General features: G+C 47.5%; 22 protein-coding genes and 1 pseudogene. 6 read left to right on the forward strand and 17 right to left on the reverse strand.

Annotation, left to right across the window (positions count from 1 at the left end; genetic code table 11):
* Nucleotides 1-192: 192 nt before the first annotated feature.
* Nucleotides 193-693: an HU family DNA-binding protein gene (locus HU824_RS13945; RefSeq protein ID WP_136010735.1), complete on the forward strand. Its 501-nt coding sequence runs from the start codon at nt 193-195 to the stop codon at nt 691-693.
* 32 nt (nt 694-725) lie between these two features.
* On the forward strand, nt 726-821 hold the full coding sequence (locus tag HU824_RS13950; protein WP_168354333.1) for a smalltalk protein: 96 nt from the start codon (nt 726-728) through the stop codon (nt 819-821).
* A gap of 87 nt (nt 822-908) precedes the next feature.
* Here the strand turns inward: HU824_RS13950 and HU824_RS13955 are convergent, their stop codons facing one another.
* Nucleotides 909-1,523, reverse strand: coding sequence for a LuxR C-terminal-related transcriptional regulator (locus HU824_RS13955; protein WP_176469147.1), 615 nt, complete (start codon nt 1,521-1,523; stop codon nt 909-911).
* The gene (locus tag HU824_RS13960) at nt 1,513-2,217 is read right to left on the reverse strand and encodes a hemerythrin domain-containing protein (protein ID WP_136010733.1); all 705 of its coding nucleotides are present in this window, start codon (nt 2,215-2,217) and stop codon (nt 1,513-1,515) included. The genes HU824_RS13955 and HU824_RS13960 overlap by 11 nt, the downstream gene beginning before the upstream one ends.
* 211 nt (nt 2,218-2,428) lie before the next feature.
* Here HU824_RS13960 and HU824_RS13965 point away from each other — a divergent pair, with 211 nt between their 5' ends.
* The 3 genes from HU824_RS13965 to HU824_RS13975 all read left to right on the forward strand — a co-directional run bounded on the left by HU824_RS13965 (nt 2,429) and on the right by HU824_RS13975 (nt 5,630).
* Nucleotides 2,429-2,791, forward strand: a complete 363-nt coding sequence (locus tag HU824_RS13965) for a BlaI/MecI/CopY family transcriptional regulator (RefSeq protein WP_136010732.1) — start codon at nt 2,429-2,431, stop codon at nt 2,789-2,791.
* A 256-nt stretch (nt 2,792-3,047) separates the two neighbouring features.
* Complete coding sequence (locus HU824_RS13970; protein ID WP_176469148.1) at nt 3,048-5,129, forward strand: M56 family metallopeptidase; 2,082 nt, start codon at nt 3,048-3,050, stop codon at nt 5,127-5,129.
* Nucleotides 5,130-5,141: 12 nt separating this feature from the next.
* Nucleotides 5,142-5,630, forward strand: a complete 489-nt coding sequence (locus HU824_RS13975; protein WP_176469149.1) for a TlpA disulfide reductase family protein — start codon at nt 5,142-5,144, stop codon at nt 5,628-5,630.
* Nucleotides 5,631-5,660: 30 nt separating this feature from the next.
* Here the strand turns inward: HU824_RS13975 and miaA are convergent, their stop codons facing one another.
* The 6 genes and pseudogenes from miaA to HU824_RS19545 form a co-directional block, all read right to left on the reverse strand.
* Nucleotides 5,661-6,545, reverse strand: coding sequence for a tRNA (adenosine(37)-N6)-dimethylallyltransferase MiaA (miaA, locus tag HU824_RS13980; protein ID WP_176469150.1), 885 nt, complete (start codon nt 6,543-6,545; stop codon nt 5,661-5,663).
* A 111-nt stretch (nt 6,546-6,656) separates the two neighbouring features.
* The gene (locus tag HU824_RS13985; protein WP_176469151.1) at nt 6,657-7,211 is read right to left on the reverse strand and encodes a hypothetical protein; all 555 of its coding nucleotides are present in this window, start codon (nt 7,209-7,211) and stop codon (nt 6,657-6,659) included.
* A 56-nt stretch (nt 7,212-7,267) separates the two neighbouring features.
* Nucleotides 7,268-8,044 (reverse strand): acyl-ACP--UDP-N-acetylglucosamine O-acyltransferase, encoded by a 777-nt coding sequence (gene lpxA, locus HU824_RS13990; RefSeq protein WP_136010727.1) that lies wholly within the window; start codon nt 8,042-8,044, stop codon nt 7,268-7,270.
* 130 nt (nt 8,045-8,174) lie between these two features.
* Complete coding sequence (locus HU824_RS13995; protein ID WP_136010726.1) at nt 8,175-9,560, reverse strand: bifunctional UDP-3-O-[3-hydroxymyristoyl] N-acetylglucosamine deacetylase/3-hydroxyacyl-ACP dehydratase; 1,386 nt, start codon at nt 9,558-9,560, stop codon at nt 8,175-8,177.
* A gap of 3 nt (nt 9,561-9,563) precedes the next feature.
* Nucleotides 9,564-10,604 carry a UDP-3-O-(3-hydroxymyristoyl)glucosamine N-acyltransferase gene (lpxD, locus tag HU824_RS14000; protein WP_136010725.1) on the reverse strand — a complete coding sequence of 347 codons (1,041 nt, stop codon included), beginning with the start codon at nt 10,602-10,604 and terminating at the stop codon, nt 9,564-9,566.
* A gap of 84 nt (nt 10,605-10,688) precedes the next feature.
* A pseudogene (locus HU824_RS19545) lies at nt 10,689-10,844 on the reverse strand (phosphohydrolase); the annotation flags it as partial.
* A gap of 244 nt (nt 10,845-11,088) precedes the next feature.
* Here HU824_RS19545 and HU824_RS14010 point away from each other — a divergent pair.
* A complete protein-coding gene (locus HU824_RS14010) occupies nt 11,089-12,144 on the forward strand; it encodes a hypothetical protein (protein WP_176469152.1) in 1,056 nt (351 codons plus the stop codon).
* Nucleotides 12,145-12,426: 282 nt separating this feature from the next.
* Here HU824_RS14010 and HU824_RS14015 read toward each other — a convergent pair whose 3' ends face one another.
* The 9 genes from HU824_RS14015 to HU824_RS14055 all read right to left on the reverse strand — a co-directional run bounded on the left by HU824_RS14015 (nt 12,427) and on the right by HU824_RS14055 (nt 20,517).
* A complete protein-coding gene (locus HU824_RS14015) occupies nt 12,427-12,885 on the reverse strand; it encodes a DUF6078 family protein (protein WP_176469153.1) in 459 nt (152 codons plus the stop codon).
* A gap of 9 nt (nt 12,886-12,894) precedes the next feature.
* Nucleotides 12,895-13,719 (reverse strand): orotidine-5'-phosphate decarboxylase, encoded by an 825-nt coding sequence (pyrF, locus tag HU824_RS14020; RefSeq protein ID WP_136010721.1) that lies wholly within the window; start codon nt 13,717-13,719, stop codon nt 12,895-12,897.
* 95 nt (nt 13,720-13,814) lie between these two features.
* Entirely contained in the window at nt 13,815-14,927 is a 1,113-nt protein-coding gene (prfA, locus tag HU824_RS14025) for a peptide chain release factor 1 (RefSeq protein ID WP_176469154.1), read from the reverse strand.
* A 64-nt stretch (nt 14,928-14,991) separates the two neighbouring features.
* Complete coding sequence (locus HU824_RS14030; RefSeq protein WP_176469155.1) at nt 14,992-15,195, reverse strand: hypothetical protein; 204 nt, start codon at nt 15,193-15,195, stop codon at nt 14,992-14,994.
* A 2-nt stretch (nt 15,196-15,197) separates the two neighbouring features.
* Complete coding sequence (locus tag HU824_RS14035; RefSeq protein WP_176469156.1) at nt 15,198-16,367, reverse strand: AIR synthase-related protein; 1,170 nt, start codon at nt 16,365-16,367, stop codon at nt 15,198-15,200.
* Nucleotides 16,368-16,453: 86 nt separating this feature from the next.
* Entirely contained in the window at nt 16,454-17,617 is a 1,164-nt protein-coding gene (locus HU824_RS14040) for an acyloxyacyl hydrolase (RefSeq protein ID WP_255260525.1), read from the reverse strand.
* A gap of 131 nt (nt 17,618-17,748) precedes the next feature.
* Nucleotides 17,749-18,717, reverse strand: coding sequence for a hypothetical protein (locus HU824_RS14045; protein WP_176469158.1), 969 nt, complete (start codon nt 18,715-18,717; stop codon nt 17,749-17,751).
* 176 nt (nt 18,718-18,893) lie between these two features.
* A complete protein-coding gene (locus HU824_RS14050) occupies nt 18,894-19,475 on the reverse strand; it encodes a LemA family protein (RefSeq protein WP_176469159.1) in 582 nt (193 codons plus the stop codon).
* 142 nt (nt 19,476-19,617) lie between these two features.
* A complete protein-coding gene (locus tag HU824_RS14055) occupies nt 19,618-20,517 on the reverse strand; it encodes a YgcG family protein (protein ID WP_176469160.1) in 900 nt (299 codons plus the stop codon).
* Nucleotides 20,518-20,521 lie beyond the last annotated feature (4 nt).

The raw sequence follows: 20,521 nt of genomic DNA on the forward strand, positions 1-20,521 counted from the left end.
AACTGAGCAAATACAAACTTGTCTTGAAACATATGCGGTCATAGTAAAACTACCGCAAAGATAAAATTTCAAGTCCGTTCGCTCGAAAAATCCATGTAACTAACTATATTTCAATAATTTCAAAGAAATTTTTCAGATTTTAATGGGACAGTAGTGATGTTGAATTAAAAATGTAAAAAGGAGAAAGAAAGTATGCCTTTATTTTATTATGCAAGACAGTCGTCTCTGGCGACGAAAGAGGGTGCCAAACTTTGGCATCTGAGTTTGAAGAAAGTGGGAAGGGCCGTGGATGCGCAACAGCTGGCTGAGGTGATTGCCGAGAAGTCTTCCCTGACTCCGGGTGACGTACATAATGTAATCCGTAACCTGATGACGGTGATGAGGAGTCAGCTGCTGAACAGTCGTACGGTGCGTCTGGATGGTTTGGGCACATTCACCATGAAGGCCCGTACGCGAGGTAAGGGAGTGGCTCAATCTGAAGACGTGAATCCCAATCAGGTGACTGCTCTACGCTGCCAGTTTACTCCGGAATACACGCGCCCGGCTGCCATTGGCACTACGCGTGCCCTGCTTCAAGGTGTGGAGTTTGAGAAATGGACGGGACCAGTTACTGACGGTAAGGATGATGCCGGTGACGGTGGTAATTCCGGTGGCGGTTCCGACGGTGACCAGGGAGAGAACCCGTTAGGATAAGATGTATTTACTAATTTTGAAAGATTGAGACTATGAAAAAGAACGTTTGGGACAAGATTTTGAAGGTAGTGATAGCTGTTGCTTCCGCCGTATTGGGAGCTTTAGGTGCCAATGCAATGAATTTGTAGCAGAGTTGCTGAAGACCATATTCTTACAAGTACGGTGAGAATGGTAAAAAGAATCCCGACAGAATGGAAAACATCTGTCGGGATTTTTTATAGGGAGTCTTTGATATCGCTCAATTCTACCAGTTTGTTTACAATAGCGTAGATGGTGAGCCCTGCCGGAGAATGTATCTGCAATTTGCGTGCAATGTTGCGGCGATGGGTAATGACGGTATGGATGGAGAGGTAGAGCTTGTCGGCGATGGCTTTGTTGGTCATACCCTTCACAACGCAGGTGATGATTTCCTTTTCGCGCTGGCTCAGGGTTTCTTGTTCGCCGTCTTTCTCCTCTTCCTCCTCGGTGTGCAGCAAGTGGTTGATTTTGGAGGTGATGACATCTACGTCATCGCACATGGCGAAGTTCTCGTCATATTCCTTCAATATGTTATTGTCGATGACGGAGCATACCATGGCAATGAACTTGACGCCTGATTTTCCGTGTTCTGCCTTGAAGGCGGGCAGGTCGAACCAGCCACCGAAAGTGGGGTTGATGATGATAATGTCTGCCGGTTGCATGTGAATGTAGTTCTGCAGTGATTCTGGCGAAGAAACCTCAATGGGGTGTGCATTCAAGTTGGGAATACGCCTTAAAACAGCCGTCAGTCCACTCCGTAGGATGACCGAGGTTTCTGCAATGACAATCTTCAATGAAGTGTTATGGTTCATTTTTCAACTTCCTTTCTATGTGTGCTACGGCGGGAACAAACATATAATCTTCTACTTGGCAGTGGGTGGCAAGGTCTTGTTCGCAGTTGAATATATCGAACAGAACAGCATTCAGGAGGTTATTGTTCCCCTTTTCCGGATAGTATTTGATGATGATGTTCTTCAGTTCCTTCAGTTTGGTGTCTATCTGGTTATGTTTGCTGGCAAAAGTGGCGATGTCGTATTCGTCCGATAGCCTGCCTTGGAGCAGTTGCTCTACATAGGTGAATACGGCCTGGTTTTCATATTCCATGTGGCGGCGTACTTCCTTGGCATATTCATCGAAGAACTTCAGGATAAGGTAGGCTACATCGTTTGTACTGGAACAATCGATGGCTTCGATGAGTTTGCGGCGGATGGCCGGCAGGTTGAAGTCGAGGAAATATGTGTGGGCACGCTTCAGATAATCCATAAGGGCGGGAATGGAAAAATCGCTTTCATTGCCTCTGTAAGAGTATTGCTCTTCGCTGATAAAGTTGGCTACGGCAAGGAATGTAGGGCAATCGACGCCTTGCGCTTCGCAGACGTCCTTCACACTTTTGTCTCCGAATCCTAATGACAGTCCGAAACGGCTCATTACCATCAATAAAGAGTAATTGTCGCAGATGAGGTCGCTCATCTTGTCCGTGGAGCGGTATTTATGTTGCTCATTCATTGTGCGTTATTGTTTTTTAATTCTCTAATTCGTATGCAAAGTAACGGCTTTTATCCGAGAACTGCAATCACTATTACTAGGTATTTTGCTTGTCGGGAGATGGTTGGAGAGTGGGTTTTGCCGGATAAACTAAAAGCTTTAGTTTTATTTAACGAAGGAAATTAGTTTTTGAACTAAATAATTTAGTTCTTTGCAGAAAACAAAGAATGTTATGAAAGGATTGACTGCAAAAGAAGAAGAAATCATGGGCTTTTTCTGGGAAAAGGGGCCGTTGTTTGTGAAGGAAATGCTGGCATTCTATGAAGAGCCGAAACCGCATTTCAATACTTTGTCCACCATTGTGAGAGGATTGGAGGATAAGGGATTCCTGAGCCATCATACGTATGGCAACACGTATCAGTATTATGCGGTGGTCAGCGAGGAGGATTTCCGCAAGCGGACACTGAAGAATGTCATCAGCAAATATTTCAATAATTCTTATCTCGGCGCGGTGTCGTCTTTGGTAAAGGAAGAGGATATATCGCTGGAAGAGCTGAAACAGTTGATACAAGAGGTGGAAAAGGGAAAGGAATGAGGTAATTGAAAATTTGATAACTCTTGCTTATGAAAAACATCGGATTGGTTTGTTGGTTGCTGGTGACTATTTGCTACGGATTGCAAGCATCCGGAAAGTACTGTTTCAGAAAAAACTCCCATGCAAACTTTTATCGAAGAAGTCGCTGTGGCAAGAAAGTATCAACTGCAAAATCAGGAAATGAGAAAACCGAATAGTAAATGGACTGTCAGAACAAGTCTTGACTATTACAAATCATCAAATAGCAAATAACTCCATGGGTCTGTTTCTTGTTTATATACTCAAATCATCCGTTTGTCTGGCGGTATTCTATCTGTTTTACCGCTTGCTGCTGGCACGTGAGACTTTTCATCGTTTCAACCGGTTCGCTTTACTGGGCATTTTGTTGTTGTCGTGCCTGCTGCCTTGGGTTGAGGTAAGTGTAAGGCAAGAGACTGAAGTGCATCAGACCATGCTGACATTGGAACAGTTGTTGATGATGGCAGATGCAATGAATGCCACTGAAACCGGAATAACGGCTGAGGCGGCAACGGTCACCTGGATACAAGTGGCGCTGTTGGTCTATCTGGCAGGAATCGTTTTCTTTGCCTTCCGCAATGCCTGTTCGCTGGTGCGGTTGCTGATGTTGCTGAAAGTAGGTAGGAGAGAAGACATCGGCAATTACTTGCAGGGCAGGAAAGAGCGCGTTACTTTGATTGTACACAACCGTGACATCTCCCCGTTCAGTTGGATGGGATATATTGTCATTTCACGGAAAGACTTGGAGGAGAATGGACGGGAAATCCTTATCCATGAGCTTGCCCATATCCATAACCGCCATTCCTGGGACTTGCTGGTGACTGATGTCTGCATTTTCTTCCAGTGGTTCAATCCGGCATCGTGGTTGCTGAAGCAGGAACTGCAGAATATCCATGAGTTTGAAGCCGATGAGACGGTGATAAAGGAGGGCGTGGACGCAAAACAATATCAACTATTATTAATAAAAAAAGCTGTCGGCACAAGGCTCTACTCTATGGCCAACAGCTTTAATCACAGTAAACTTAAAAAACGTATCACTATGATGTTAAAAGAAAAATCAAGTCCGTGGGCACGTTTGAAGTATCTTTATGTACTTCCTGTGGCTGCCATTGCAGTGACAGCTTTTGCCCGTCCCGAAGTTTCCGATAAAGTTGAGGAAATTTCAAGCGTCAAAGTTAACGATTTGGCTGCAATTGTAGAAACAAAAGTGGCGGAAAATGCAGGTGACACTACGAAACCTGCCGATGTGAAGTATGTACCGTCGGAAGTCCGAAAGCAGTTGAAGGGAACTCCGGTCTTCGAGGTGGTAGAGGAGATGCCGGAATTTCCCGGCAGCGGAATGAGTGCTTTCATGGATTATATCAAGACGAATATGCGTTATCCGGCATCTGCCAAAGAGAAAGGTATACAGGGATGCGTGACTGTCCGGTTTGTAGTGGATAAAGATGGAAGTATCAAGGACTCCAAGGTACTCCGTTCTGTAGATAAGGATATGGATGCTGAGGCGTTACGTTTGATAAACACTATGCCGAAGTGGAAACCTGGAAGACAGAAGGGGCAGCCGGTGGCGGTGAAATATACGGCTCCGGTGATGTTCAGGCTGGATGACGACAAACTTGAAAAAACTTCTTCTGCCAATGGTATTACAGTTGAAGGGTATGCAGGTAATGGGAAAGAACCACTGTATATTGTGGATGGAAAAGAGGTGACGCCATCTGTTATGAGTGCATTGAATCCTGATAAGATAGAACGTATAACGGTTTTAAAAGACAAATCTGCCACGGAATTATATGGAGAAAAGGGACAGAATGGTGTTATTCTGATAACCCTGAAACAAGGAATTCCGGGTATGGTTATCCGCCGGGGTAATGAGGTGGCAGAGAATGCTAAAGTACAGCATAAGGGCAGTCTTGATTTAATAAAGACTGTCTATATTGATGGAGAAAAGGTTGACTTGGGTACTAAAACTATCGATGATTTAATACCTGCCGAGAATATTGAGGGTATTGAGGTGAAGAAAGAGGCAGATGGAAAAGGTGAGATTTACATCACTACTAAAAAAACTAAAGCCGTAGAAAAGACCATTGCCAAAGGCAATATGAAAGTGGAAGGCAAAGTGGTGGATGAGCAGGGGAAACCTGTTATCGGCGCGACTGTTCTGATAGAAGGTACCACTACGGGAAGCGTTACCGATGTCAATGGTAATTTTGTCCTTTCTGTACCTTCTAAGGATGCTGTATTGGTTGTTTCGTATATTGGCATGGCTACCGGCAAAGTGAAGGCACAATCCAAGCTTACGATTGCGCTAAAAAATGAATAGTCTCTAACAACTATGATAAGGAAAATTTTCTCTTTGTTTTTAATTCTGCTAGCTGTGGGGGCAGGGCTTTGCTCTGCCCAGACAGCCGGTAAGAAATATTATTTGGTGGACGGGCTTTTCTTCGAAGGCATGCCGCCTGGTGTGGGTTCCGACAACGTGGCGGGACGTCCTATGGTCTTGAACTTCTGGTATACCGGCTGTGGCCCTTGTATCCGTGAAATGCCGGAGCTGAACAAATGGATGGAAGTCTATCCTGATGTAACCTATCTTGCTACGACTTTTGACAGTGCTGCACAAATAAAGAAAATTGTAGAGAGCCGTCCTTTCCTCTTTACCCAGATAGCCGATGACTTGTTTTTCTTCGAGACCTTTCATGTGAGTGGTATGCCGGTCACTATACTGGTGGATAAGAAAGGCATTATCCGCCATATAGAACAAGGTACTGGAACTGCGAAACTTCGGTATATGCAGGATAAGTTGCAGGAACTTGTCAGCGAATAATTCTTTCTTGATGAATAGGGGATAAGGATTTCAGAGGATTTTCAGTATTTCCGTTTCCTGCTCCGGGTGGAACCAGCGGATTTCCTCGTCCCGTTTGAACCAGGTCATTTGCTTACGGGAATAGATGCGTGAGTTCTGCTTTATCTTTTCGATGGCAAAGGGTAATGTCCATTCGCCGTCCAGATACTTGAATATTTCTTTGTAGCCTACTGTATTCAGGGAATTTAGACTTTTATACGGATAGACCGTGCGCGCTTCTTCCACCAAGCCGTCTTCCACCATTTGGTCTACCCGGCAGTTGATGCGTTCATAAAGCTCTTCCCGGTCACGCATTAATCCTATTTTGATAATACGGAAGGGACGTTCCTTCTTTTGCCGGGTGCGGAAGGAAGTGTAGGTCTTTCCCGTCATGTAGCAGATTTCCAACGCATGGACTACACGTTTGGGATTTTTCAAATCTACTATTTTGTAATATTCCGGGTCCAGCAGCTTAAGTTCCGCACAAAGTCTTTCCAGACCTTCTGTTTCGTATTTGTGCAGCATGAGCCGGCGTGTATCGGCATCTACGGTCGGAATGTCGTCAATTCCTTTACAGACTGCATCTACATACATCATTGAGCCTCCGGTCAGCAGTACGGTGTCATGCTTTGTAAACAAGCTTTCCAGCAGCCTCATCACTTCCGCTTCGTATTGGGCGGCACTGTAATAGTCTGTCAGCTTCAGGGTGCCGACGAAGTAGTGCTGTACCCGTTTCAGTTGCTCCGGTGTAGGGGCAGCTGTGCCTATCTTTATATCTGCGTAGAGTTGTCTCGAATCGGCTGAGACGATACAAGTATGGAAATGTTCTGCCAATCGGAGGCTTAGCTCTGTTTTGCCTACTCCGGTGGGACCGATAAGTACAATTAAAGTGTGCATGCGGATAAAAACGTTAAGCGCGGATTACGCGGATTACACGGGGAATATTCAATAATAGCCGTGCGTTTCCGTGTAATCCGCGCTTAAAAGAAATCTGTATGGTATGTCTGTTTAATATTTCTCTTCTTCAAAAGAGTTTCCTGCTTCGTCCAAACCGCCGAAGCCCTCTTTGTCGAAATCTTCCATATCGAAGTCCTGGTCGCCGTAAAAGTTTTCGTCTAAATCAAGAGAACCGCCGGCAGCTGCCATCTCTTCAAAGTCAACGGTCTGCTTGGGAGCTTCACCCGCCTTCTTGGTGCATTTGGCGCCTTTCATTTCTTTTCCGGTAATGATTTCAGAAAGCTCGATGAAGAAGCAACGTTCAGTCATATAATCGAATACATAGAGAAGTTTCTGTTTCTCGTCTTCAACCAGTTCACTCAGTTGGGTCTCTTTCATTACCCAACTGTCCATTTCCGGATTGTCGTCCATTTCTTCCAGCGTAATTTCCTTTTCTTTCTCCCAGTCATCATCGCAAATGAAGAAAGAGGTCATCTGGTCGTTGGCGTAGCCGGCCGACTTTAGGATTGCTTCATGGAAGTCATAAAAGGTAGCTTCCGGGTCTATCTGTATTTCTCTGATAAAATCGTCCACTTCGTCAGAGATGATTGTAAATCTGTAGATCATGATGAATTATAATTTATGATTTCTGACTTCTGATTTTGTGTAAATCATACGTCTTTTTATTTCCCTGCGGGGATAATGCCGCGGGCTGATTCACGTATAAAGTTTACGATATAACTTATTTCCGGTGTCATTTCCATTTCATCCTCGATTTTCTTCAAGGCATCCGTATTGTTCAGACCGCCTTGATAGATGATGCGATAGGCATCGTGGATTTTCTCGATGGTCTCGTTGGAGAATCCACGGCGGCGTAACCCTACCACATTGATTCCCGCATAGCAGATAGGCTCGCGTCCGGCAATGATGTACGGTGGGATGTCCTTGCTGAAACGGCAACCGCCTTGTATCATACCGTAACCGCCTACATGGCAGAATTGGTGCATCAGTACATTGGCACTGATGATGGAATAATCGTCGATGACAATTTCACCCGCCATTTTTGTAGAGTTGCCAATGATACAGCCGTTGCCTATCAGGGCATCGTGGGCCACGTGTACGCTTTCCATCAGGAGGTTGTTGTTGCCGACGATGGTTCTGCCTTTGGCAGCTGTGCCGCGGTTGATAGTTACGTTTTCACGTATGATATTGTTGTCTCCGATTTCAGCAGTGCTTTCTTCCCCTCTGAATTTTAAATCCTGGGGAATGGCACCGATAACGGCTCCCGGGAAAATGGTGTTTCCATTGCCGATGCGTGCACCGTACAGAATGTTGGCGTTTGCCATAATCTTGTTGTTATCACCGATTACCACATTCTTGTCAATGAAAACAAAAGGAGCAATCTCTACGTTCTCCCCGATTTTGGCTTCGGGATGAATATACGCTAAGGGACTTATCATATTATTTACGATTTAGCAATTTACGATTGAGGTTATTTGCGATTTACAGTATATACGATTTTACCTGAAAGTGATAATTCTTATGGGTAATATGAATCGTAAAACGTAAATCGTCTAATCGTAAATCTATTTATTTGTTCTTAACTATTTGTGCCATAAACTCCGCTTCGCAGACCACTTTCTCGCCTACGAACACATAACCTTTCATGGTAGAAATGCCGCGGCGTATGGGAGCCATCAGCTCTACACGGAAGATGAGCGTATCTCCCGGTACCACTTTTTGGCGGAACTTCACACCGTCAATCTTCATGAAGTAGGTAGAGTAGCGTTCCGGTTCATCCACCGAATTCAGTACAAGCAGACCTCCCGTCTGCGCCATTGCCTCTATCTGCAACACACCGGGCATTACGGGTTCCTGCGGGAAGTGTCCCTGGAAGAAAGGCTCGTTGGAAGTTGCGTTCTTGATACCTACAATGTAGTTGGCACCTATTTCTATTACTTTGTCCACCAATTGCATCGGGTAACGGTGAGGCAGAAGTTCGCGGATGCGGTTTACATCCATAATCGGTTCGCGGTTGCAGTCGTAGGCAGGAGCCTGGATTTCGTGCAGGCGGATTTCCTTGCGCATCTGGCGGGCGAACTTGTTGTTGATAGTGTGTCCCGGGCGGGTAGCGATGATGCGGCCCTTGATGGGCTTGCCTATCAAAGCCAGGTCGCCGATGACATCGAGCAACTTGTGACGGGCGCATTCATTGGGCCACACCAAAGGTTTGTGGTTGATATATCCCAATTGTTTGGCGTCCATGTGAGGAACTCCCATCACATCGGCCAGTTTGTCATAGTTCTCCTGAGACATTTCGCGCTCGTAAATAACAATCGCATTGTCAAGGTCGCCGCCCTTGATAAGACCGGCCTGCAGCAATGGCTCAATTTCGCGCACAAACACGAAAGTACGGCTTGCTGCGATTTCATCCTTGAATTTTGTCATGTCCTCCAATGTTGCAAACTGGTTGGGGAGGATGTTGGAGTCGTACGATACCAGTACATTCAAGCTGAAGTTCTCGTCCGGCAACACGATGATGGAAGAGCCGGTGGTTTCGTCACGGAATTCAATTTTGGACTTGATGATATAGAAATCTTTTACGGCATTTTGTTCTACAGTGCCTACGCGCTCTATTTCGTTGACATAATATTGGGCGCTTCCGTCCAGAATGGGAAATTCCGGTCCGTTTACCTGTATCAGGCAGTTGTCGATTCCCAATGCATAGAGGGCTGCCATACCATGCTCCACTGTGCTCACCTTTACTCCGTTTTTGGAGAGTACGGTACCACGGGTAGTTTCGATTACATTGTCTGCAACGGCATCGAAGGTAGGTTGTCCTTCTAGGTCGACACGTTGGATTTTGTATCCATGATTATCCGGAGCAGGATTGAAAGTAACGGTTAGGTCAAGTCCCGTATGAAGACCTTTTCCGCTGAGCGAAAAGCTATCTTTTAGAGTCTTTTGTTTTAACATTGGTTACTTATTTAATTGTTGTTTAAGTTCATTCAATTCTTTGCGGAGCTGGCGCAGTTCCACTTGCATTTCCGGCAAACTTCTTTGTGCGATGGATGCCTTGAAATATTGTTTCAGCTCCATAGGAGGGGTGCCGATAAGCTGGCTACCGTCCTTTAGGCTACTGGGAACACCGGACTGTGCGCCAAGGTTCACTTTATTGCCTATATGGATATGGCCTGCAATGCCTACTTGCCCGCCGAACATGCACCATTCTCCTATCTTGGTAGAACCTGCTACACCTACTTGCGCAGCCATTACGGTGTGGGAGCCTATTTCATCATTGTGTGCCACCTGGATTAAATTATCCAGTTTCACGCCGCTATGTACGATGGTAGCTCCCATAGTAGCGCGGTCCACACACGTGTTGGCACCGATTTCCACATGGTCTTCCAAGATGGTTATACCTATTTGCGGGATTTTTTCATAACCCTCGGAAGTGGGGGCGAAGCCGAAACCATCTGCACCGATAACGCAACCGGAGTGCAGGATGCAGTGATTTCCTACCCGGCAATCGTGATAGATGGTTGAGTTAGCGTAAATAATACAGTCATTGCCCACTTTGGCACCGTTGCCAATCGTGACGTGAGGATGAATGACCGTATTGTCTCCCACTTCTGCATATTCGCCAATACAAGCAAAAGGCGCAATGTAAACATCCTTGCCTATTCTAGCTGTCTCGGCAACAAAGGCTAGAGAGTCAATTCCCACCCGCTTTGGCTTACTTTGCTCATAAAGATTCAGCAATTTGGCAAGACTTTCATACGCATTGTCCACTTTAATCAAGGTAGCTTTTACTTCTTGTTCCGGAACAAAGTCCTTGTTTACCAGAATAATGCTTGATTGGGTTTCGTATATATAGGGGGTGTATTTGGGGTTGGATAGGAAGGATATGGCTCCCGGTATTCCCTCTTCGATTTTCGCAAAGGTATGAACGGTAGCATTCTCGTCTCCAACAATTTCTCCTTGGATAAATGTTGCAATTTGTTTAGCAGAGAACTCCATGTCTTATTCTTGTTAGATGGTTTCAAAACGCAAATAACGGACTTTTTTTTTATATTTCCTTATTCTAAGGTGAATATTTTATACTTATCTATGCAAACGTTGGTAACATAAGTCGTACTTTTTTACTTTCTTAGACAGAAGAGAAATGTTGAGCATGTCCGATGCTTCGGCAATATTCTTGGTGCTGCCGTCGTTGTAGAGGATGTCAATACTGTCATCTGCCTTGTTGTACATGTTCTTCGCTGTCGAAGATGAAATCTGAAACAATTCGCTCATTTGCGCCTGTGTAAGCCACACCGTGTCCTGCTCCAATTTCACATCAATAGAAGTCTTCCCGTCTTGGGTTTGATAGATAACAAACTTGTTTTGGAAAAGTAGGTGCTTTGCTTCGCTATGGATGACAGTTTTTTATAATTAAATAGATAAGGAAGCATGTTTGTTCGAAATAAGTCGTAGCTTTGCATCTGATAAAAATAGATGTAGTATGATATTGACAGATGATATGCTTGCGGTGGCATTTCAATACCGCGATACGGAACTGTGGAATATATTGACGGACAGTGATGTGTTTGCATTCCGCCTTTCTGATGGAGAGACAGGTTATTGTTGCGTGATGGGGAATGGAGGCGAACATTTAGCCTTGGGCTTCTATAGGGGACAGAAAGGGTTCGCTTCTTATTTGAAGAGTCTCGGTTTCGGCAGTATGCGGCTTTCTGAAGTGGATATGCTTGAGATGGCAGCGACTTTTGACTGCATCAATTGTGACTTCATACAGGCATCTGCCGTGCAGAATAAGACGAAGAAGATAATCCGCGACTATGTCAATGCCCATGGGCTGAAGGTGCGCCGTCCCAAAGGGTGGCCTGACTTTACCCGGCATCTGCCTTTCAAAGTGCCCTTGGGCATTACTTGCGAGAAAGATGCCGCCGATATTGTCGAAGCACTCCGTGCGGCGATTGCCGTTGCGGGAGAGTTGGCGTGCCGGAGTCTGACTGAACTGGGCTTTGACGAAAAAGGAGATTACCCTACGATGGAGGGAGGAAAACCGGTGCCTTACCTTGTTCCCAACGCTGAGGGGACTTACGACTGGGGGATGATAGAGCTTCCTGCTCTCCTGCCCGACGAATGGCCGGCACCGGAGTTTACCAATGATATACTTATAAGAAGGGTGAAGAAACTCCGTACTTCCGGCACATTGCAGATGAAGCTCATCCACATGCCTGCACCCGTGGATGAATCAGCAGATGGAATACCTTTCCTGCCGTCTGTATTGCTTTGCCTGGATGCCGGAGAAGATGGGCTGTTCCCCGTCTTCTGTATGGAGGATGGAGAAGAGGCGCCTCGGCAGATGCTTGTTGAACTTGTCGATAACTTGTGCCGCTTGGACAACAAACCGGATATGATTGAGGTGGAGGATGGCAGAACGGAATCGCTCTTGAAAGATTTCTGCGACCGGTGCGGCATCCGTCTGTCTCGCAAAGAAGAACTTTCGGAACTTGAGGACGCTTGCAGTTTCCTGATTGCTAATTTCATGCAGTAAGACAGACGCTGCTCATCAACTGGTGGATGAGAACTGTCTTGTCTGTGTCTTCTTTTCCGTATGCTGTTGCTTCAGTGACAATCGAGTTTTGTCTTATCTCTGCCAGAGCGCCACTTTATTGCTGTTGAAGTGGCGCTTTATTGTTGTTAAAGTAATGCTTTATTGCTGTTAAAGTAATGCTTTATTGCTGTTGAAGTGGCGCTTTATTGGGAATAAAGTGTCACTTTGTTGGAGATAAAAATAAATAAATCCGTAAGATGCTGATTGATAGAATAGTTATATCTATCCTTCCCACGCCAAACTGTACTGAAAGTCATCGAACTTAGGTTCGCTTGTCACGCCTGACGCACGGAATACACGGCGAATGGCTTCTTGTTCGTCAGGAGTAATGAGCCGCTCTCCTTTGCGGCTTTGGTAGAAATAGCTTTCGCACGAAAAGCATTGCATTACTCGTAGGCGGACCACGCGTGATTGCTTTAAGGGGAGGTCTTCGAAGAGCTGGGTCATACCCTTGGCATAGCGCACGGGTTTATTGTTGCGGTAATACCGGCAACTGTCGGCAGGCGAAAGACGCTGCACATAAACGGGATTTATGCAGTACAGTATATTCTTCCCTTCTTCCTCGCTTTCCGCGAGGGTTTGCGCTGCAATGGCTCGCAGGCAGGTGGCTGCTTTGGGGCAAAGGTCTTTGCCCGCAAAGCAGTATGCATAATATTGTGGTATGTCTTGCAGGAGTATCATGGCATATTCTTACAAGATTGCTTTCAATTGTTCTTCCATCTGTGCCTGCACTTCTTGGGCAGCCTTGCGACTGGCAGCAGCGAAATTTTCCGTCTTGTCCACATAGATGATGCCGCGGCTGGAGTTGACAATCAGTCCGCAAGTCTTCGTCATGCCATACTTGCAGACTTCTTCCAGCGAACCGCCTTGGGCACCTACGCCGGGGACAAGCAGGAAGTGTTCGGGCACAATCTTGCGGATATCCTCGAAGGCACGGCCCTGGGTGGCGCCTACCACATACATCATCTGTTCGTCGCTAGCCCACTCCTGTGATTTGCGGAGCACCTTCTCGAAGAGGCGTTCGCCTTGCGGGTCTTCCGTCAGTTGGAAGTCGTGCGAGCCTTTGTTGCTGGTCAGTGCAAGCAGAATTACCCATTTGCCCTCATAGGTGAGGAACGGCGTAACGCTGTCTTCGCCCATATAGGGGGCAACGGTTACGGAATCTATATCCAGCTCTTCGAAGAACGTGCGTGCATACATGGCAGAGGTGTTTCCGATGTCTCCGCGTTTGGCGTCGGCGATGATGAATTGGTCGGGATAGTTCTGCTTGATGTAGTTCACGGTCTTCTCGAAAGCTATCCAGCCTTTCACGCCCATGCTTTCGTAAAAAGCAAGGTTGGGCTTGTAGGCGATGCAGAGGTCGGCCGTTGCGTCGATGATAGCTTTGTTGAAAGCGAAGATAGGATCTTCTTCTTTCAGCAGATGTTCGGGGATTTTCTTGATGTCGGTATCAAGGCCTACGCAAAGAAATGATTTCTTGCGCTTTATGTTTTCAAATAATTCTTGTTTGTTCATCTTTATATTTACGATTTAATGATTGGGATTGCTTGGTTAATGAACTATCATCTCGTCACTCTATAACCTTGTCACTTTATCACTTTGCCACCTTGTCACAATTCGCTTTCCTTCAGTCTTTCTGCATTTTCCGCTACGATGAGGTGGTCGATGCAGTCCTGGATGTCTCCATCCATAAAAGCGGAGAGATTATAAATGGTGTAGTTGATGCGATGGTCTGTGATACGTCCTTGCGGATAATTGTAGGTACGTATCTTGGCAGAGCGGTCGCCGGTGCTGACCATTGTCTTGCGTTTGCTGGCAATGTCGTCGATGTACTTCTGGTGTTCCTTGTCGTAGATGAAGGTACGCAGGCGCGAGAGGGCGCGTTCCTTGTTCTTGGGCTGGTCGCGCGTCTCGGTACACTCGATGAGGATTTCTTCGACTACGCCCGTGTTGGGGTTCTTCCAGTTGTAGCGCAGACGCACGCCGGATTCCACCTTGTTCACGTTCTGACCGCCTGCACCGCCGCTTCGGAAGGTGTCCCACTTGATTTCGCCTTCGTTGATGACTACATCAAACTCTTCGGCTTCGGGAAGCACGGCTACGGAGGCGGCAGAGGTGTGTACGCGTCCTTGTGTTTCGGTGGCAGGCACACGCTGCACGCGGTGTACGCCCGATTCATATTTCAGCGTGCCGTATACGTTGTCGCCCGTCACGGAGCATACTATTTCCTTGAAACCGCCGGCTGCACCTTCGTTGGCGCTGGATATTTCCAGCTTCCAGCCTTTGGCTTCACAGAATTTGGTGTACATGCGGAAGAGGTCGCCTGCAAAGATGGCGGCTTCGTCGCCGCCCGTACCGCCGCGTATCTCCAGAATGGCGTTGCGTCCGTCCTGCGGGTCGGCGGGAACGAGGAGCAGCTTTATCTGTTCTTCCAGTTCCGGTTGGCGGGTCTGGCAGGCATCCAGCTCTTCGCGTGCCATTTCGCGCATCTCCTGATCTGTCTCGTTGGCAATGATTTCTTTGGCTTCTTCGATGCCGCTCAACACTTGCATGTACTCTTTGCGGGCGTTCATCAGGTCGCCCAGTTCCTTGTACTCTTTGGTGAGCTTCACGTAGCGCTTCTGGTCGGCAATCACTGCCGGGTCGGTAATCAGAGTCGATACCTCCTCGAAGCGGGCTACGAGTCCTTCCAGTTTCTCAAGTATGGTGTTATTTTCTGCCATTTGATTCTAAAAATAGGGTAAGTAGAGCCGTTATTATTAATATTAAAATGAAGAAAACCACCCATTACCATGCAGGTGTTTTCTTCTTTTTGATGTTGATGTAGTTGCTTCCCACAAAAGAGCCTGCAAAACCTCCCATCATGATGCCGAGGTTTTTGAGATATGGACAGTCAAGCCACATTCCGATGCAAATGCCCAGACAACATAATGAGATGCCTGCTAATAGGAATAGACATCCTTTGCCGGAGTCTTGCTTTGCTACCTTCATGTTTAGTATCTGAACTCTCCGAACTCGCTCTTGATAATCAATTCTTTCTTGTCACTTTCCTCGATGCGGCCTACAATCTGTGCGTCGATATTGAAACTCTTCGAGATGGCAATCACCTCTTCCGCATGTTCGGGAGAGAGGTACACTTCCAGACGGTGGCCCATGTTGAACACCTTGTACATTTCGCTCCAGTCCGTATCGCTCTGTTCCTTGATGGTCTTGAACAACGGTGGAACGGGGAAGAGATTGTCTTTGATGACGCGGCAGTTGTCACCTACAAAGTGCAGCACCTTGGTCTGTGCGCCGCCTGAGCAGTGGACCATACCGTGAATCTCGGGACGGAGTGCGTCGAGCAGCTTCTTTACTACCGGTGCATACGTACGGGTAGGAGAGAGTACCAGCTTTCCTGCATCTATCGGACTGCCTTCGACGCTGTCCGTCAGTTTCAGCTTGCCGCTGTAAACCAGTTCTTCGGGCACTGCCTTGTCGTAGCTTTCGGGATAATTCTCTGCCAGATATTTGGCGAACACGTCGTGGCGTGCGCTGGTCAGACCATTGCTGCCCATACCGCCGTTGTATTCTTTTTCGTAGGTGGCCTGTCCGTAGGAAGCCAGACCTACAATCACGTCTCCCGGGCGGATGTTGGCATTGTCAATGACATCGCTGCGCTTCATGCGGCAAGTCACCGTAGAGTCTACGATAATGGTGCGTACAAGGTCGCCCACATCGGCAGTCTCGCCTCCGGTGGCATAAACGCCTACGCCCATTTCACGGAGCTCGGCAAGCAGTTCGTCCGTACCGTTGATGATGGCGGAGATTACTTCACCGGGAATGAGCAGTTTGTTGCGCCCGATGGTGGAAGATACCAGAATGTTGTCCACGGCACCCACACAAAGCAGGTCGTCTATGTTCATGATAAGTGCATCCTGTGCGATGCCTTTCCATACACTGAGGTCACCGGTTTCCTTCCAGTACATGTAGGCAAGACTGGACTTGGTGCCTGCACCGTCGGCGTGCATGATGTTGCAATATTCCGGGTCGCCGCCCAAAATGTCGGGAATAATTTTGCAGAAAGCCTGCGGGAAGATACCTTTGTCGATATTCTTTATGGCGTTGTGCACATCTTCCTTGGATGCGCTGACGCCTCGCATCATGTATCGTTGATTGCTCATGAGATAATAAGTTAGTTCAATTGAATGCGCAAAAGTAGTGATTATTTCGGTTACAACCTTGGCTTTGTGCGAGAAAAGTAATCTGCTTAGAACATTCCGGTTCTCCGGTTGTTGAATCTCCATCCCAATCCCAGCATCAAGTGGTTCGGGTCGTGGAAATTCTGCAACTGATAGCCTATATGGAGGTAGAGGTTCCTCGTTAGTGACGTTTTCAGTGCCAGTACTTGGTAGCATCCTTTGGTGTCATTGCCCTTGTGCAGGAAGTGGTAACCTACGCCAAGGTTGATGGAGAACACCGGCATCACGAACTCGATGCGTGCCGACAGTCCCGCATTGAATTGCTCCTTGAATGGTGGGCGGTAGAACTTGAGGTCACCCTTCTCGTTCGTTCCCGCCTGATGGTCGCGTAGGTTGGCGCTTTCGTCATATTGAGCGTCTATCGATATGCCTGCCCGCAATACCCGGTGGAAATTATACATCGGGTTGAAGTTGATGCCCGCTACACCGAATGAACCCGGCACCAGCACACTGTTGTACTCTTCTACCCAACCGCGTATTTTCGTGGCTCCGTACACCACTAAGTCGTAACTGATATGCGGGACAAATGTCCTTCCCTGAGGAGGACGGGCGGCTTGTGCCGGCATCAGTGTCCGTGCATCGCCGAAGTTCCGTGTGATGCCTATCCGTGCTCCTATCGTGTTGACTCCTGAATTGGGATAGTGGGAGTTTCCGTTCGAGAAGTGGGTTCCTTCCACCCCTGCCGTGAAGTTCCAGCAGGGAGAAAGCTGCCAGTTCAGGAAGAAGCCCAGGTTGATGTAGGCATTTATCTTGGAACTTGTCACTGTATTGTACGGATTCGTCTCCTCGTCATACCTCTTCCAGCCGAACGATGCGCCGAAGTTCCACTCATAGTCCAGCGACAACCGGGACGATAGGCTTGCGATGCGCGAAGTCTGAAAGGCATAGATTGCCACCGGTGTTCCTATTTCCGTGTCATTGAATAGCGTATTGACCGCCAAACCGATGCCCTGTGTGGTGTGTGGATACATCATTCCCAAAGGCGATTCGGGGTTGAACTGCAAACCGTATTTCAGATGCCCCGACAAGAACTTGTTCATCCGTTGTTGGTTTGCATTGTCACCTTTGAAGAAGCTGTTGGTAGGAGTCAGGTAGGCGGGGCGTATGTCCAGTGAGATTTTGTGGATGGGACGGTGCAGGGGATGAGGCACGGTGTCTGTATGTGCGGGCATCGCATCGCCCTGCGCCCATAGCCCGTTGACAGATTGTCCTGCAAGGAGCAGGGCCGTCAGTAGTTTATGGATGGTTTTCATGAATGTATAGGCTTGTTTTCTTACTTGTATATTGTATTTTGTTCTTGGGGTCACTTATCATTCTCCTGATGATTTAGATAGAAACCAATTGTTCTTGTCGGAGTTTTGCTGCGCAAGGTACCTTGCACGGTATGGGGCTTTCCTGTTTTGGCATTGCGCAGATAGAGGGTGTAGTCGGCGGAATAAACCTGATATTCGGCTATGCGTCTGATTTCTGTGATACCCGGTTGCAGGGTCATGGTCTTCATGAAGGGCGGCTGCACACTCATTTCGACAAGTGCGTTTCCGTTTTGGAAGTACTCTATACGGTCGTTGCCGGGTTTCAGTCCCTGCGAGATGTCGGCAGATGGGAGCTCGATGGAGGGCAGACCGTCATCTGTTTGTGCAAAGTGTGTGGAGGTGGCGCAGGAGAGGTATATGTGACGGCGCATCCATTCGTTCAGGTTGTAGGTGCGCACTTCCGGTTCGCCGGAGCTGTTGAGGCATAGCAGATAATTGTCTTCAAAAATTTCAGTACCCACGGATTCGGGGATGAGGTTGTATTCTATCCGGTCTATCACGTAACCGCTGCCCGGAGATTGGGTGAAGCGTATCTCTTGTTCCTTGCCGTAATGGTTCTTATTGCCTATCAACACGGAGAAAAGAAAAGGATTGCCGGTGGGGTTGTCGCCGATGTACACTTGCAGTTCCCTGTCGTTGGGGCGGACAAGGATTAACTCTTGGCCGAGGTCTTTTACTACGATTTTTCCTTTGTCTTCCAAATGGCACTTGGTGATACCCATGTCCGTGCCGTCCAGTGTATAGAATTGTCCGTAAAGCCCGTAAATCTCTTCGCCTTTATAGGCATTAATCAGCGACCACTCTGGAGTATTGAATCGGAGAGTCAGCGTGTCGCCGTCGCCGCTGAGCGTGGCTTCGGTGAGGGGGAGTTTGACTTCGTCCACAAAAACGTCACCGTTGCAGGCATACAAGCCGGACAGTATAAGGAGGGTGAAGATGTATTTCAACGCATGTTTCATTGTTTGTATCGGGTTAAAAGGAATGGATAACGGGAGCAAATGTATAAAATAAAAGGTACGTCCGGTTATACGGGCATACCTTTTTAGCTTTTATTAGATTATTTATATTGATATACAGTTGCTTATGAATATGTGATGCAGGCTGTATTATTCAATTCATGCTTTTGCGTCCATTCTTAGAACTCTACTTTCGGTGCCTGTTCCGCACCTTCGGCAGCTTCAAAGTAAGCGCGTTTCTCAAAGCCGAACAGTCCGGCAAGGATATTCTTGGGGAAGCGGCGGATGCTGGTATTGAATTCCTTCGTCGTGTTGTTGAAGTTGGTACGTGCCACGTTGATGCGGTTTTCGGTACCTTCCAGTTGGGCTTGCAGTTCCAGGAAATTCTGGTTGGCCTTCAGCTCGGGATAGTTCTCCGTGATGGCAAGCAGTTTGCCGAGGGCAGAAGTCACGGCACCTTGCGCCTTTTGATACTCGGCCAGCTTTTCGGGCGTCAGGTCCTCGGCATTCACTGTGATTCGGGTGGCCTTGCTGCGGGCCTCTATCACACCTTCCAAGGTTTCCCGTTCGTGAGAAGCGTACCCTTTTACTGTATTTACAAGGTTGGGAATCAGGTCGGCACGGCGTTGGTATTGAGTTTCCACGTTCGACCATTGTCCGTTGACATTTTCTTCCATTGCTACAAGTCCGTTGTAACCCGTTACTGCCCAAATGGCAAGGAGTGCTAAAACTGCAATAATGATAATGGTTGATTTCTTCATACTTTTCATTTTTAAGCCTCGCCCCCGCCCTCTCTTCCGTAGAGAGGGGAGGAGGAAAGTGCGGTTATTAATCATTTAATTATATTCTATGAAATTTTTTTTTCATTCCTTTTCTCCTCTCTGCGGGAGAGAGGATGAGGTTTTAGAATCTGGAACCGGCTCCACCGCCACCGCCCATACCACCTCCGAAGCTGCCACCGCTGAAGCCTCCGCCTCCGAAGAGATCTCCTCCACCAAAAATGACCGGACCGCTGCCTCCGCCTCCCCGGTAATTCTCATCGTATGACTGCTGGCGGCGCACTACTTTGTGTCCGCAATTGCGGCAGGTGTAGGTCACGTCTTCGGTTTTCACTCCATTGCGGCGTGAGATGAGTACGCTTCCGCTTCTCTGCAATTTATGTTGTCCGCAGTTGGGGCATTTGTTGGCTGCACGTTGGGCAAGGAAACCTGTTATCAGTGCTACTCCAAAGATACCTAAAATCCCCAACAGAATACCTCCCGTAGAGAGGTCTTCCTCCTCTTCCGTGTCATTTTCCATACTGCCGTCAAGACGTGCGCAGACAGCCTTTACGCCCGCTACCATTCCGGCATCCCAATTACTGTCTTTCAGATAGGGAATCATGTACTTGGTTTGTATGCGTTTGCAGATGGCATCGGGCAAGTCTCCTTCCAGACCGTATCCTGTGTAAAACTGGATGCAGCGTTGGTCGGTTACCAACAGAATGACCAAACCGTTGTTTTTCTTTTTCTTGCCCACTCCCCATTCATTGAGCAGCCGGTGTGAAAAGTCGAAACAATCTTCTTGTCCGATGGACGGGACAACGGCAACTACCGTTTCGATGCCCGTCTGCTGTTCCAGTGCGTAGAGCATGCGGTCTATGTCGTCACATGCCTCTGCAGACAGGATACCGGCAGGGTTGCAGGCATAACGTGTCTTGTCCTGAAGGTGTACTTTAGGGATGTTCTTAGTGGTGTAGACTTCTTGTGCCTGCAAGGATACAACCAGGCACAAGAAGAATGCTATGGAAATAAATCGTTTCATACTA

Source organism: Bacteroides sp. L10-4 (assembly GCF_013373675.1).
Taxonomy (GTDB): Bacteria; Bacteroidota; Bacteroidia; order Bacteroidales; family Bacteroidaceae; genus Bacteroides; species Bacteroides muris.